Origin of the sequence: Staphylococcus sp. NWU MK-U1 (assembly GCF_033283505.1) — a bacterium.
Classification (GTDB): domain Bacteria; phylum Bacillota; class Bacilli; order Staphylococcales; family Staphylococcaceae; genus Staphylococcus; species Staphylococcus haemolyticus.
Genome location: NZ_JAVSMG010000003.1, coordinates 130,449 through 145,857 on the forward strand (window position 1 = coordinate 130,449; position 15,409 = coordinate 145,857).

The following is a 15,409-nucleotide window of genomic DNA, read 5'->3' on the forward strand; positions in this document are numbered from 1 at the left end:
AATGATTATGAAAAAAAAGAAATCAACTACTTTTAAAGTAATTATAACAATTCTGATTGTTTTATTAGTCCTTATTATTGCTGCAGCTATTTTTATCTTTACGAAATTACATTCATTAAATAATTCGATTAACGAATCTTTAGATAGGGAGCATTCGCAATTAAGACATAAGGCTGCTAAAGAAGGGGATCCCATGACAGTTGTACTTTATGGTATAGATGATGATGCAGAGAGACAACAAGAAAATCTCGGTCAACGTAGTGACTCTATTGTATTAATGTCAATTAACCCTGACGATAAAAAAACTGTAATGGTAAGTGTACCCCGTGATACACGAACTAAAATTGTTGGACATGGAACTACCGAAAAAATCAACCACGCTTATGCCTATGGTGGTCCAAAAATGGCTGTAAATTCATTGGAAAATTTAATGAGTGTACCAGTGGATCATTATATAGCTATTAATATGGATGGTGTTAAAACAGTTGTTGATGAATTAGGAGGAGTAGATATAACTAGTAATGGTACATTTACTACTAAGTCACAAACACCATTCCATTTCGAAAAAGGTAAAAAGTATCACATGGACGGTAAAGAAGCCTTAGCGTACATGCGTAGTCGTAAGGAAGATGGTGCTGGCGGCGATGAAGGTCGTCAATTACGACAACAACAAGTCATTACAGCAGCCGCTAAAGAGGCGTTCTCTGTTAATTCAGTAACAAAATTGAATGGTATTTTTAAAGCAGCTCAAGATAACTTGAAAACAGACTTAAGTTTCGTGCAGTTAAATCGCTTCAAATCTGATTATGATAAAGCACAAGACAATGTTGAACGTTTAACAATCAATGGTCAAAATGCGCTTGGCGATGACAACTTGTATTACTTCTATCCTGATAAAAATAGCTTAAATGAAGTAAAACAGAAATTAAAAGAAAACTTAAATCTTAGTTAATAATAAGAAGCACTTCAACGATTAAATATTGTTGGAGTGCTTTTAATCTATATTATTTTGAATTTAAGTATTCTGAAACGCCATCTTCTATTGAGTATGAGGGGATAAACCCTAGTTCTTTTAAAGGAGAAATTTCTGCATAAGAGTATTTAATATCTCCGAGTCTTTCTTCTTTATATTCATAAGGAATAGAATATCCAAAGTTCTTTTCAAAAATTTTAAAGATTTCATTTAGAGTACTTTGGCTACCAGTACCTAAATTATAAACTTTACCATTGCTGTCTTCATTATGTATTACTAGCCATACCGCCTCTACTAAATCTTTGATATAAACAAAATCTCTTGTCTGTTCACCGTCTCCAAAGAAGGTGAAGTTTTCTTTATTACTAAATTTTTTATTTAATATTGATAATACCCCTGAATAGTCTGAATTAGGATTTTGTTTAGGCCCATAAATGTTAAAAAATCTCATTGATACAGTTGGGACATTATATAGATCATGATAGATTTTTGAGTACCTTTCGCTTGCATATTTCTGAACAGCATATGGCGATAAAGGATCAACTTTGGATTCAATAGTTTTTGGTAGGTCTTCTAGTCGCCCATAAACAGCAGCAGAGGAAGCGAAGAAAAACTTTTTTATATTTGGAACATACTTATGTATAGATTCTAATAAATTGATAGTTGAAGTTATGTTATCTTCATTTGATTGAAAAGGTTTATCTATAGTTTCTACTACACTTACCATAGCGGCTAAATGAAGAACATAATCATATTGTTCTTTTTTTAATAACTCTGTCATATACTCTAAGTCGTTAATATCACGTTGGAAAAAACACTCTTTTTTTAGAAAATCAATATTTTCAATCTTACCAGTAGATAAATTATCTACGACGTGAACATTTATATCGTTGTCTATAAATTTTTTAGCTATGTGAGAACCAATGAATCCTGCTCCCCCAGTAATTAGCGCTTTCATATATGCCTCCTAATAACTAGTTATTTTATATAACATTTACATTATACTACAAAATATTATATGATATACAACTAATAATTAAATACAGAATCCGTAGTTAATTAAAATAAAGTATCCACAGTTTTTTCGACTGAGGATACTTTATTTAGTATGCCAAATTTAGTTTAATTATTATTAATTTTGATTTGAAGTGACATCACCGCTAAAGAAATCAAAAATGTTTTTAGCGTTATCAGTGTTATCAATGTTTCCACGGAATTTATCTGAACCTGGGCCTTGAGCATAAATGTCTACGTCTTCACCAGTATGTCCATAAGTTGTCCAACCAGTATGTGATGCTTCATCGATTGGTTTTTGAATCGCATCTTGTAATTTCGTTGTTGCTTTTGCTACATTTTCATCGTCATCACTTTTAGCTTTATCTTGAGCGTCTTTTAATTCTTTAGTAGCGTCTTTAACTTTATCCATTTGTTTAGAAGGGAATTCGATACCATAACCTTCGTCGATTACTTTTTCAGGATCTTTGCCATCTGCAATTTGTTTAGTCATATATGAACCAGAGTGTTTCATATTACGAATTGCTTCTGGTTTCCAAACATATTCGCCACCTGAACCCATTGATAAACCACCAGTAGCATGGTCAGCTGTTGCAACGACTAATGTATCTTTATGAGTTTCAGCATATTCCATTGCTTTTTGGAATGATTGATCGAAACTAGACATTTCTGACATAACACCTGTAATGTCATTTGGGTGTGCAGCTTTATCAATTGATGCACCTTCAACCATTAAGAAGAAACCGTTTTGATTCTTTTCTAATTTGTCTAATGCTGCGTCTTGCATATCAGCTAATTTAGGTTCATCAGCTGAAGAATCAATTTGTAACGGCATATCTTTTTCAGAGAATAAACCTAATACTTGATCACTTTGTGAATTAGCAAGTTCATCTTTATTTGTTACGTAATCATAACCATCTTTTTGGAATTTATCCGTTAAATTACCATTATCTTTACCAAAGTATTTAGAACCGCCACCTAATAATACATCTACTTTATGTTCACCATTGATTTTATCATTATAGAATTGTTGCGCGATTTCGTCTTTCTTACCACGATCATCAACGTGTGATGCATATACGGCTGGAGTTGCGTCAGTAATTTCTGCAGTTGAAACTAATCCTGTTGATTTACCATTTTCTTTAGCTTGTTCTAACACCGTTTTTAATGTGTTTTTGTTAGTGTCTACACCGATGGCACCATTATATGTTTTGTGTCCAGTACTCAATGCTGTACCAGCAGCGGCTGAGTCAGTGATGTTTTCTTTCTCATCATCGTTATGTGTTTGGTGTGCACCTGTTAAGTATTTGTCAAATGATGTTTTTTCAACTTCTTTAGTATCAGGATTATCTGCAAAGTGACGATATGCAGATGTATGCGACTTACCCATTCCATCGCCGACCATGAAGATAACGTTTTTCGGATTCTTTGTGTTACCAATGGCCATGTAATCTCCATCTTGTCCTTGTTGGCCTTGGTTACCTTCGCCAGAACCTGACGCCAATGACACGTGTGTTGTCCCTAATACAGATGCAGCTAAGATTGAACTTGCTACTGTCGTTTTACCAAATTTTTTGATGAAACTCATTTTTAAAAAAGCCCCCTAATATGTATATTGTGTAGTTGTTACACTATTCATATTAAGAAATTTAATTTGATTTTCAGTTAGTATAAAGTTATTTTTAAGTAAAGTAATTGTAAACAATTATTAATGAATAGAATTTATTTTATATTTAGTTTTACCATATGTTGTAAACGTTTTACTTTTATAATTGTTAAAAGTGAGTTAAAATATCAATAAATAAAATAGTTCGTCTTATTAAGAGTGAGTGGAGGGAATTGGCCCTATGAAACTCCAGCAACTGCGTTTGACGTGAGGTGCTAAATCCAACAGGAGTTCCTGAAAGATAAGAAGATGTCCGTGAGCGCTTCTTATTTAAGGAGGGCTATTTTATTTACCCAAATTTAGAAAAGGTGGTAAATTTTATGGAAACATTGAAAGAGCTATTTGAACAATTAGACTATTGGGAGCAATATTCTCCAAAGAGCTATGGTGGAAGTATGTTGAGAGTAGCTAAGATAGGAGATGTCAAAGCACAAATATATGACAGTATTTCAATAGAAGATATTAGAACTTACATCTTAAATAAAAAGTAATGTCTAATCTGTACTTATGAGTCGCAATTAAATTTATAATCTTTATTATGATTGAAGCGGTACGTTGAAATAGTCATTATTTCGGTATCGCTTCAGTTTTTTGATGTTCATTTTATAAGTAAAGTTGTAAAATGAAGACTAAGACGATGTATCAATCAAATATAAAATATAGAGGTGTTCAATGGATGATATTTGTAATGTTATCACCACTACTCATCATTGGATTTATCGCATTATCAATAATGGAAGAACGTAAACGTAAAAAGAAAACTGAACAAAAAGAAGCAGAATTTGAAAAGGAAAAGAATAAAGTTTCAAATCCTGAATATGACGACGACCACAAAGCTTAATAAATCATTAGTAATGAAAGGTGAGCAATATGAAAGTATTCATCGTGGAAGATGATTTTGTCATTGCAGAAAGTTTAGAGCAAGAGTTATCGAAATGGAATTATGAGGTCATCGTGGCTAAACAATTTGATAATATTATCGACGTATTTAATGCAAATCAACCACAACTCGTGTTGCTCGATATCAATCTACCGACATTCAATGGCTATCACTGGTGTCAGGAGATACGTAAGACTTCTAATGTGCCGATTATGTTTATTAGTTCAAGAACCGATAATATGGATCAAATTATGGCAATTCAAATGGGCGGCGATGATTTTATCGAGAAACCATTTAATTTATCGTTAACGGTAACTAAGATTCAAGCATTATTACGTAGAACGTATGATTTAGCAGTGTCTAATAATGAAATTACTGTGAAAGATTGCAAACTTGTTGTAGATGAAGCAACACTTTACCATGAAGGCGAATCGGTTCAATTGTCCTTTACTGAATTACAAATCTTAAATATGTTGTTCCGCAATGAAGGTAAGTATGTCAGCCGTACCACATTGATTGAAAAGTGTTGGGAGTCAGAGAATTTTATAGATGACAATACTTTAGCAGTCAATATGACACGATTGCGTAAGAAATTACAATCGATAGGTGTTATAGATTTAATTGAAACTAAGAAGAATGTTGGATATAAGGTGTCTTAATTATGCTGAAAGCTTTTATTAAATCAATACTAAATGAAATCAGTATAGTCATCACATTTATATTATTATTCTTACTTATCTTCTTTCTATTTAATTTGCCACTGAGTGCGTATCTATTGGGTACCGGAATAATGCTGTTCATCATGATAATTTATTGGTTAGTTCAATTAAGTGGGTTTAGAGAACAAGTTCAGATGAGAGACACTATTCATGAACTAGAGCATGAATTGCAACAGGTGAAAAGTGATCAAACTGAATATCAAGCTAATGTGGAGAATTATTTTTTAACATGGGTTCATCAAATGAAGACACCTATTACAGCATCTAAATTGTTGTTAGAGCGTAATGAAGATAATGTCGTCAATCGAGTGCGTCAAGAAATTATTCAAATTGATAATTATACAAGTTTAGCGTTAAGTTATTTAAAATTAATGAATCAAGAAACGGATATGTCCTTTTCAAAAGTGAAGATTAATGATCTTGTCCGTCCATTAATTATGAAATATTCTATTCAATTTATTGATCAGAAGACAAAGATTCATTATGAACGGTGTGAGGATGAAGTTCTGACTGATGCACAATGGTGTTCAATAATGATTGAACAGATTCTAAATAATGCATTGAAGTATGCGCGAGGTAAGGACATTTGGATTACGTTTGACCAACAACAGCATGTATTAACTATTCGTGATAATGGCGTCGGTATTAGTCAAGCTGACTTACCGAAGATCTTTGATAAAGGCTATTCAGGATATAATGGTCGATTGAATGCTAATTCATCAGGCATTGGATTGTTTATTGTTAAACATATCTCGCAACATTTACATCATCATGTAGATGTACAGTCTGAGTTGAACAAAGGTACGGCATTTAATATTTATTTCCCGAAAAATAATTAAACTTTCAATATTGTAAGCTAGCCAACAACATTTGTAAGAAATTATCAATGTTGTTGGCATTTTTTTGTTTTATGATAGAGATAACAAAAGGAATGAGGTCTTAAATTATTAGATTACATCTGCATTGTGACCATATTGATAAAAAATAATTAAAGAAAGCGAGGTTGAAGTGATGTTATTAGACGTCAAAAATGTAAAGAAAACATTTGGCAGAGGGTTAAATGCGACTACTGCGCTGAATGGCATTTCATTTACTGTTTATAAGGGAGAATTTGTAGCCATTATGGGTGAGTTGGGTTCAGGTAAATCCACTTTATTAAACTTAATTGCAACGTTTGATAAAGTGTCTGAAGGCAACATCACTATTAACAATCAAGATATTCGCAAGTTACGTAATAAGCAAATAGCGCATTTTCGTCGTGATAACCTTGGCTTTGTCTTTCAAGATTTCAACGTCTTACCAACTATGACGAATCAAGATAACATCTTAATGCCACTTGTGCTTGCTAACCGCTCGCATAAAGTAATGGAACAGCGTATGAATACGCTAAGTTCTAAATTAGGTATTGAGAAATTACTTTCTAAATATCCGTATCAAGTTTCTGGTGGTGAACAACAACGAATTGCGATTGGTCGAGAATTAATCAATGAACCCGATTTACTGCTCGCCGATGAGCCGACCGGTGCGCTCGATTCAAAGACTTCGAAACAAATCATGACGCTATTTCGAGAAATTAATGATAATACGCAAACGATATTAATGGTAACACATTCAACTATCGATGCGTCTTATGCTAAACGAGTATTATTTATTAAAGATGGACGTTTGTATCATGAAATTTACCGAGGAGAAGAATCGCAACAAGATTTTCAAAAGCGTATCGCTGATAGTTTGGCTATTCTGAATGAAAGTGGGGACTAACATGACCATACATATGCTCTGGAAGATGATCACTCAAAACTTCAAGATGCAGCGACATGTGATCATGCCCTTTATATTAGCATTGAGCATCATGTTCGCAACGGAATTTATTCTATTATCTTTAAATATGAATGACTACGTCCAAAAGCGAAGTCAGCTATTACCTATATTTATTAGTGTGGGAAATTTCTTTATGAGTGTCTTGGGTTTTATATTTATTTTATATGCCAACCGCTTCATGATGAAACGTCGCCAACAGGAACTTGCGATGAACATGATACTTGGAATGGAGAAGAAACATTTCCGGATGATTATGCTCATCGAGATGGTATATCAATATGTTTTAATTACGCTTATCAGTATAACTGGTGGCTATTTCTTTGGCGTATTAATCTTTATGCTTATGAATAAATTAATGCATCAGACGGGCATGTCGCTATTGGATTATCCTTTTGATGTGAAAGCGATGAGCATTACTTTAATTATTTTAGCAGCGGTGATGTTATTTCTATTCTTGATTAACAATTTAAAAATATTATTCCAAAGTCCTATTAAATTAATACATCAACGTCAAAGAGCTGAAAGAAAATTACCCAAATTTGTATTATACGTTTTACTAGTTATTGGGGTTGTTACGTTATTTAGCAGTTATCACATTGCGCTCTCTAATCAAATGGTATTACGCTCGTTATATAATTTGTTCGGTGCAATTGGCTTGGTTATGATTGGGACATATTGCTTATATTTATCGTTAGGCGTTTTACTATTAGATTGGTTAAAACGAATCCCTAAATTGTATTATAATCCTAAATATTTTTTTACCATTTCAGGATTGCAGTCTAGGATGAATTCAAATGCGATTGGACTTGCAAGCATCACGATGTTATGTACATTTCTAATTGTTACTGTGGGTATGACGATATCAACTTATCGAGGGATATCGGATCAGGTCGATTCTATTATGTCAGATCAATATAGAGTTTCAATAGATGGAAATCTTCACAATAATAAGAAGACTCAGGAGAAAGTACGTCATTTGGAACGTGATATTAAAGATCATGCTAAAGTTGATTTCTTTAAAAAGAATGCAATTTCACTGATTGCGGTGGATTACAAACAACCAGGATTATTTAAACATCGCAATAATAAAGATTATAATATGACGATTAATAGTGCCTATCTCGTGATTATGACACAACACGATTATAATGAGCTAAACACGAAGAAGGTTAAGTTGAAACATGGGGAATTAGGATTTGAAAGTTTAAATCAACCTTTTAAAAAATTAAGAACTGCAACAATGATGGGGGACAAATTTAATATTAAACAAATAGATGGTCATAACTATTCCTATCCAGTTCCAGGATCATTAACTATTATTACTCCAGATGATAAGACATTCCAACAATTAACCAATTATTATGTCAATGCTGATAAGAACGACCATCATGGCACGCAGAAAGTTCAAAATACATTTATGCATTTTAATATCATGACAAAGCATACATCTGACTTTGATAAGTTGAAAAATACATTAATGTAACGCTATAAAGTGAGTATTGATGATAAAAAAGAAGTGGCGGGCACATTATATGAAATTAATGGAGGACTTATCTTTATTGGAACGGTAGTGTCTATCATTTTATTCATTGGCACATTTCTAATGATGTACTATAAAAATGTTGCAGAAGGATATGAGGATCGTAAGAACTATCAAATTATGCAACAAGTTGGTATAGATAATGACAGAATTAAAGATACCATTAATAAACAAATTATATGGATATTTGCATTGCCAATTATTGTCGCAACGATTCATGTCATCTTTGCTTCAAAAATAATATATAACGTGTTAGGTATTCTGAATGTTAATCATGTTGGTGTGTTTGTGACAAGTTATGTCGGTGTTATTATTTCGATTGTTGCTATGTATGCCTTAATGTATTGGATTACATCGCGTATTTATTACATGATTGTTAATCGGTATCACTAAATCGAGTATTAGAAATTTGCCATACTTTTTAAAAATTAAGTGTAACCTAATCATCTGTAGGGTATACAACAAAAAAAGGAGGCGTAAAAATGGCTAATCAAACAAACGATTATACATCACATCACACACAAAATAACAAGATTAAACGCACAGTCGAACATATCCTTACTTGGTTAGGGGTTGTATTGCAAGCATTAGTTGCAATCATGTTCTTAGTTCTTAAACCTTTAATGGGAAATAGTAACTTTAAAGATCAAATGATTAGTGAATCTCAAAAGCAAGGTAACTCAGTATCTACTTCAGAATTGAATCAAGGTATTGATGTTTTAGGTAGTTTCTTTAGTTTCTTAACTTGGGGTGCTGTAATTTCACTAATTTTAGCAATTATTGGCGGTATTTTAATTAGTAAAAAACCTAAAATTGCAGGTATCTTACTAATTATTGCAGGTCTAATCGCATTAATGTCTAACTGGATTAGTGTTATTCTTTGGATCGTAGCTGGTATTATGCTACTTGTAAGAAAAGGTAAGAAAAAAGATAATTACGCTAATGGCTATTATGACAATAATAACCATAATAATAGTCGTAACCATGATTATGATAACAACCGTCATGATGACAGAAATGATGACCGACGTGATCATGATCGTGATAACCGTCATGATGACAGATATAACGATCGTCACAACAATGAGTTTAATGACAATCGTCACAATCATAACGCACACCGTGAACACGATCGTGATAATGACTATAACAATCGTCGTGACAATCATCATGATGATAAAGATGTTAACGCTCAAAACAATGCGTTTATCTTAGATGAAGAAGATAAAGCGAAGGAACAAAGAGATATTAAAGAACATTATTCTAATGATGATGTTCATAATGGTAGTCATGACCATTCAAATCACAATGATAACAATCGTTATGACAATAATAACCGTGACCGTTCTAATTTAGAGCGTAATGATTATCAAGAGTCTAATCGTCGTGATGACTTACATCGTTCAAATGAAGACTTTAACCGTCATAATGATGTAGATTGGTCTTCAGATGACCGTAAAGACAATAATTTTAATCAAAATCAAGAGCACAATCATAATCATGACAATGAAGAACGTAGTCAATTTGGTTCTCGTAGTGATAGATATCAAGATGAAGCACATAAAGATTTAAATGATTTTGATAAAGATCGACATGATCATAAAGATAACGACTTTGTACGTGATGAAGCGGACAAATTGAAAGATAAAAAAGATAACGACCCATATAAATATTAAAATTTGAGTCGTTTAAAGAGTGAGACGAATGTCTCGCTCTTTTTAATTGCAATAAAGAAGTCGGTGACACCCCTAAGTTAGCATCACCGACTTTACGTTAATTTCTATTATATGGATAAATAAATTGGATAAATAAAATGAATTTTCTACAATACTACTAGTCTAAGCTTCTCTCAGACAATGCTTATTTCAACATGACATTTTCACTACTATGATAAAGTTGTCTGGCGGTCACCTCTGTCACTTTTTTAAAGTAAAAAATACGCAACCTTCACTATAGAAAAGTTACGTAAATGATAGATGTGAGTTTTTATGAAATAAGGCATGACATATCTAGACCTTAATCAAGTTATCTACAATTTCATCCACACTTTCCTACGCTAGTACCATCTAGTTCAGGTTCAAAGGGTTTGGAGTAAGACTCCATCTCAGTTTGAAAACACCCCTAGTGCATATTTTTATACTATATATTTAATTTAGTATTTTTAATTTTAGAAGTCAAGACTGTAATTTGACTAGTTAGAGTTAATGTGAAGAGCCGATTATAAAACAATTTCATAAGTCTACAATGCAAATTCGCATTAGCTGACTGAACTGATAAAAAGCTTAAAATTAAATTCTTCTCAGTTCTAGTCATCCTTGCGAGAGTTGAAAAACGAATTCAAAACGAATTCTGTTCAACTCCCTTAATTGCAAAAAGTATTGTTATTATCATAAAATGAACATTGCATAATTTTGACCCCGTTAATTAATACTTTTTTTCAAAAAAAAACAATAGTTAACTTAGCAAATATTAGAAGAGGAAGGAGGTTAATCATGACCCTTACGATTGGATTAGTGCCATCGCCAGGCGTTGCACATAAGCTCGTCGATAATGCGATACCAAAGATTCAACAACATTTACATAACCGGATTAAGGATGTGAATGAATGGCATTTCGAGAGTAAAGTAGATTTATTAATAGGATCTGCTGAGGATGTACATGAGAGTATAGATAAAGCTGCAGAATTGAAGGAAGAATATGATTGGGATTTCGTTATTTGTATTACAGATTTACCAAGTATCTCAGGTAATAAAGTTGTGATTAGTGACTTTAATAGTGAAAAGCAAGTTTCTATGCTTTCATTACCTGCGTTAGGTTGGATTAATTTAGAGCGTAAGTTAGTGAAGAGTATGACAGCACTAGTTGAACAGTTATATCACAATAATACGAAAGAGCGCCCCAAAGTGCATCCACTGATTAAACCTAAAGCTGTTGATCCTAGAGAAGATGAAAGTTCGATAAGACGTTATATTAATCGCTACTTTATATTAGGATGGTTGCAGCTTATTTTGGGTTTAACGCGAGCGAATGAGCCATGGAGGAATTTGTTTAATTTTAAGAAGATAATTTCCGTTGCATTTGCGACAGGAACCTATGTATCTATCTTCTCCATGCCATGGGAATTAAGTGTTCAATACTCAACCTTAAGATTTATTGTCTTAATGATTATTTCTATATTGGGTATGGCCGGATGGTTATTATACGCGCATCAGTTATTTGAAGAAAAAACAGCGAAGTCTCAACGTGTTTATCGTTATGTATATAACGCGACGACATTACTCACTTTAGTCATCATTACATTGATGAATTACGCAGTTTTATATGTATTACTATCTATTAGTATTTCATTATTTGTACCTGTAAGTTTATTTAATAGTTGGACAAGTGCAAACCCTGATTTCACATTTATAAATTATTTGAAATTGTTATGGTTTGTATCATCGCTTGGTTTATTAGCAGGTGCAATGGGCTCAACTGTAGAAAATGAAGAGAAGATTCGACGTATTACGTATTCTTATCGCCAATATCATCGTTATAAAGAAGCGCAACAAGAGGAAAAAGAGAAAAAAGAACAACAATCACAAGATGTATCACAACATGACGTGGAACAATCTTCATCCAACAAAGAAAGTAATGATGATGAACAGTATGACGGTAAAAAACAGGATCATAGGGAGGAGGATGACGCATGAATGAAGCTAAAACAATTGGTTTAGTTGTAGCGCCTGGTGTTACAGAAAAATTAGCTGAGAGTTTAATGGATGATATTCCGAACATCTTATCTCACCAGAATAACAACCAACATGACTGGGAAGTGGATCTCGTGGTTGATCCTCTGACAGGCTACGCAGAATCCGTTGGCAAAATTTTTAAAAAGATACAAGATTATCATGATAAGCGACAATGGGATTATGTCGTTGCAATTACAGATTTACCTATGTTTCATAATGAACGGGTGTTAGCACTGGACATCAATAAGAAGAATGGCGCTGCTGTCTTTTCTTATCCTGCATTTGGTTGGCGCCCAGTTAAGAAACGTTTTAAGAACGCCATCGTTGCGATAATCAATGAAGTGCATCATTCTGAAGCTGAAAAGAATGATTATGATGACAATGATAATGTAACATATGCAGTTAACAAACAATTTCCATTGTCTAAAATAGACAAAACTGAAGTATATTTAGATGAAACAGGTAATGATCATTTACGCTATTTATCTAATACTAGGTCAATGGGAATGGTTCGGCTTGTGAGTGGTATGACATTTGCGAATAATCCACTTAATATGATGGCAAGCCTTAGTAATATTGTGGCAATTGCTTTTACCACTGGCGCATTTGGCTTAATATTTACGACTATGTGGCAGATGAGTATGGAATTCTCAATGTGGCGTCTATTTGGAATATCTATTATCGCAGTCTTAGGTATGTTACTTTGGATTATGATGTCTCATGATTTGTGGGAATCTGTCAAACAAAGTCGTAATAAACGAATCACATGGTTATATAACTTAACTACAGTGATGACGCTCTTTGTAGCTATTATCATTTATTACATTATTCTCTACACATTATTTTTAATTGCGGAACTTGTGTTATTACCATCTGATTTCTTAGGGCAACAAGTAGGTTTAAAAGGACCGGCTGGAATTGATTTATATCTAAGTATTCCTTGGTTTGCTGCTTCTATTTCAACTGTTGCAGGTGCGATTGGTGCTGGATTATTAAATGATCAACTAATCAAAGAAAGTACTTATGGTTACCGACAACAAATGCGATATGATGATAGAGATAAAGATGAAGAATAACTAGATTAAAGTCGAGAAGTGTTAAGCTTTCTTCGACTTTATTTTTTAGATAAATTTATATAAAAAAATTATAGAAAATAATTAGTGCTTAATTTAAAATTAAATATAATGTAGGTGTCAAAATAAATAAGAGACCTAAATTCACAACAACTACTTAGATTTAGCAACATGAAGTGAAGGAAGGTAATATCATGAATTTTTGTCCTAGATGTGGTAATAAAATAACTAAAGAGCAACGATTTTGTAGTAAATGTGGCAATGATTTACGCGTATTTGAAGATGATTCAATTGAGTCACAATATGAAATAGCTGAGCGTAAGTCAAGCATTTGGCCATTTATATTAGTTGGCTTAGTTGTTATTGGGATTATAGTCAGTTGCTGTTTTGCTTATTATCATTTCTTTTTAAAAGAAGGGGAGCAAACGGAGCAGACTACGACTACAACAGCGCATGTGAAGAAAGATAAAGAAACAACGGATGACGGTAAAGTGTCTAACGATCCTATTAAAGCGGAAAAGCAAAAAGCGAAACAAAGTGAAGATGAAAAAGACAAAGATGCAACTCATTCACAAGCACCTAAAATTGATGTCATGAGTGAGGATTTCCATAAGTCATTTATGCAAAAGGATACAAGGGATTCATACATGGGCATTAAACTAGGCATGACCAGAGCAGAAGTAGAAAAAAGATACGGTAGCTCCAATCGTGTCTTTCATAAAACAGGGATGGATTATCTTTATACCATTTATGGAAATTTAGCAGTGGCCTATGAATTGAAAGGTAATACTGAAGTAGTAAGAGAAATTGGTGTATCACCCTCAAATGTTGATGAGCAAACATTTATTAGTAAATACAGTGATTATGATAAAAATAATGATGCTGGAAGTTATATTTATAATACCGTGAAAAATAATGGCTTTGAAATTTTAGTAACTACAAAGAATGGTGAAATTGCTTTGATTCAGTGTATTCCAGAAAATCATTACTAGTGAAAAGTTGAAATGTTTAGGGAGTGTGACGGATGCAAAATGGAATCAATGTCATACTCCCCCCTTCTTTATATAATTCTCCACAGAACCTTGACTTTATAGCAAAATCTCGATAAAGTAGTAACATATTATTCTGACAATTCTGATAGGTATTAGATTAATAAATTTGTGAAATTTTAGGGGGGACCATAAGTTTATGTCAGTACCGACAATTACGTATGAGAATTTTGAAGGTGACCCTTTCATTGATTCTATTTCTACTGACGATGCAACTAAAGGCGCTTATGAAATATTAGAATGGGCGTATCGCACATATGGTGATTCCATTGTTTATTCATGTAGTTTTGGTGCGGAAAGTATGGTTTTAATTGATTTGATTTACCAGATTAAGCCAGATGCACAAATTGTCTTTCTAGATACGGATTTACATTTCCAAGAAACGTATGACTTGATTGATAGAGTGAAAGAACGCTTTCCAAAACTTCGTATTGAAATGAAGAAGCCTGATTTAACGCTTGAAGAACAAGCTGACAAATATAATCCGGCATTATGGAAGAATAATCCTAATCAATGCTGTTATATAAGAAAGATTAAACCTTTAGAAGAAGTGTTAGGTGGTGCTGTTGCTTGGGTTTCAGGTTTACGTCGAGACCAATCGCCAACACGTGCAAATACGAACTTTATTAATAAAGACGAGCGTTTTAAATCAGTGAAAGTGTGTCCTCTAATTTATTGGACAGAAGATGAAGTTTGGGACTATATTAAGAAACATGATTTACCTTATAATGTATTGCATGATCAACATTATCCTAGTATTGGTTGTATACCATGTACCGCTCCTGTATTTGACTCAGATGATTCTAGAGCAGGGCGTTGGTCGAATTTCGATAAAACAGAATGTGGCTTACATGTTGCTGATAAACCATAATGCGTTTGGATAAAAATTTTTAACTATAAAACATAGTATTCTGATATGTTTTAAATAAAACCAACAAAATAT

15 protein-coding genes and 2 riboswitches are annotated in these 15,409 nt (G+C 33.0%); of the genes, 13 read left to right on the plus strand and 2 right to left on the minus strand.

Annotated features, from left to right (window positions below; genetic code table 11):
- Positions 1 to 7 precede the first annotated feature (7 nt).
- Positions 8 to 952, plus strand: coding sequence for an LCP family protein (locus SBL16_RS06165; RefSeq protein WP_107611301.1), 945 nt, complete (start codon positions 8 to 10; stop codon positions 950 to 952).
- Between the two features lie 52 nt (positions 953 to 1,004).
- Here the strand turns inward: SBL16_RS06165 and SBL16_RS06170 are convergent, their stop codons facing one another.
- Entirely contained in the window at positions 1,005 to 1,931 is a 927-nt protein-coding gene (locus SBL16_RS06170; protein WP_107611260.1) for an NAD-dependent epimerase/dehydratase family protein, read from the minus strand.
- A gap of 174 nt (positions 1,932 to 2,105) precedes the next feature.
- A complete protein-coding gene (locus SBL16_RS06175; RefSeq protein ID WP_107611261.1) occupies positions 2,106 to 3,575 on the minus strand; it encodes an alkaline phosphatase in 1,470 nt (489 codons plus the stop codon).
- 225 nt (positions 3,576 to 3,800) lie between these two features.
- Positions 3,801 to 3,901, plus strand: a riboswitch (SAM riboswitch).
- A 72-nt stretch (positions 3,902 to 3,973) separates the two neighbouring features.
- Between SBL16_RS06175 and SBL16_RS06180 the strand changes: the two genes are divergently transcribed.
- The 12 genes from SBL16_RS06180 to SBL16_RS06235 all read left to right on the plus strand — a co-directional run bounded on the left by SBL16_RS06180 (position 3,974) and on the right by SBL16_RS06235 (position 15,337).
- Positions 3,974 to 4,144, plus strand: coding sequence for a hypothetical protein (locus tag SBL16_RS06180; protein ID WP_182477408.1), 171 nt, complete (start codon positions 3,974 to 3,976; stop codon positions 4,142 to 4,144).
- A gap of 185 nt (positions 4,145 to 4,329) precedes the next feature.
- Positions 4,330 to 4,494: a hypothetical protein gene (locus SBL16_RS06185; protein WP_011274729.1), complete on the plus strand. Its 165-nt coding sequence runs from the start codon at positions 4,330 to 4,332 to the stop codon at positions 4,492 to 4,494.
- A gap of 29 nt (positions 4,495 to 4,523) precedes the next feature.
- Entirely contained in the window at positions 4,524 to 5,192 is a 669-nt protein-coding gene (locus SBL16_RS06190) for a response regulator transcription factor (RefSeq protein ID WP_107611262.1), read from the plus strand.
- Between the two features lie 2 nt (positions 5,193 to 5,194).
- The gene (locus SBL16_RS06195) at positions 5,195 to 6,091 is read left to right on the plus strand and encodes a sensor histidine kinase (RefSeq protein WP_107611263.1); all 897 of its coding nucleotides are present in this window, start codon (positions 5,195 to 5,197) and stop codon (positions 6,089 to 6,091) included.
- 172 nt (positions 6,092 to 6,263) lie between these two features.
- Complete coding sequence (locus SBL16_RS06200) at positions 6,264 to 7,013, plus strand: ABC transporter ATP-binding protein (protein ID WP_317953278.1); 750 nt, start codon at positions 6,264 to 6,266, stop codon at positions 7,011 to 7,013.
- 91 nt (positions 7,014 to 7,104) lie between these two features.
- Positions 7,105 to 8,556, plus strand: a complete 1,452-nt coding sequence (locus tag SBL16_RS06205; RefSeq protein WP_317953279.1) for an ABC transporter permease — start codon at positions 7,105 to 7,107, stop codon at positions 8,554 to 8,556.
- 33 nt (positions 8,557 to 8,589) lie between these two features.
- Positions 8,590 to 9,006, plus strand: a complete 417-nt coding sequence (locus SBL16_RS06210; RefSeq protein ID WP_317953281.1) for an FtsX-like permease family protein — start codon at positions 8,590 to 8,592, stop codon at positions 9,004 to 9,006.
- An 89-nt stretch (positions 9,007 to 9,095) separates the two neighbouring features.
- Positions 9,096 to 10,289, plus strand: coding sequence for a DUF4064 domain-containing protein (locus SBL16_RS06215; protein ID WP_107611266.1), 1,194 nt, complete (start codon positions 9,096 to 9,098; stop codon positions 10,287 to 10,289).
- A 355-nt stretch (positions 10,290 to 10,644) separates the two neighbouring features.
- Positions 10,645 to 10,746, minus strand: a riboswitch (TPP riboswitch).
- Positions 10,747 to 11,105: 359 nt separating this feature from the next.
- Complete coding sequence (locus tag SBL16_RS06220) at positions 11,106 to 12,305, plus strand: 5,10-methylene-tetrahydrofolate dehydrogenase (RefSeq protein WP_107611267.1); 1,200 nt, start codon at positions 11,106 to 11,108, stop codon at positions 12,303 to 12,305.
- On the plus strand, positions 12,302 to 13,420 hold the full coding sequence (locus tag SBL16_RS06225; RefSeq protein ID WP_107613232.1) for a 5,10-methylene-tetrahydrofolate dehydrogenase: 1,119 nt from the start codon (positions 12,302 to 12,304) through the stop codon (positions 13,418 to 13,420). Before SBL16_RS06220 ends, SBL16_RS06225 begins: the two co-directional genes overlap by 4 nt.
- A 191-nt stretch (positions 13,421 to 13,611) precedes the next feature.
- Positions 13,612 to 14,409, plus strand: coding sequence for a zinc ribbon domain-containing protein (locus SBL16_RS06230; RefSeq protein ID WP_107611269.1), 798 nt, complete (start codon positions 13,612 to 13,614; stop codon positions 14,407 to 14,409).
- Between the two features lie 196 nt (positions 14,410 to 14,605).
- Positions 14,606 to 15,337 carry a phosphoadenylyl-sulfate reductase gene (locus tag SBL16_RS06235; protein WP_037538321.1) on the plus strand — a complete coding sequence of 244 codons (732 nt, stop codon included), beginning with the start codon at positions 14,606 to 14,608 and terminating at the stop codon, positions 15,335 to 15,337.
- The last annotated feature ends 72 nt before the right edge of the window (positions 15,338 to 15,409 follow it).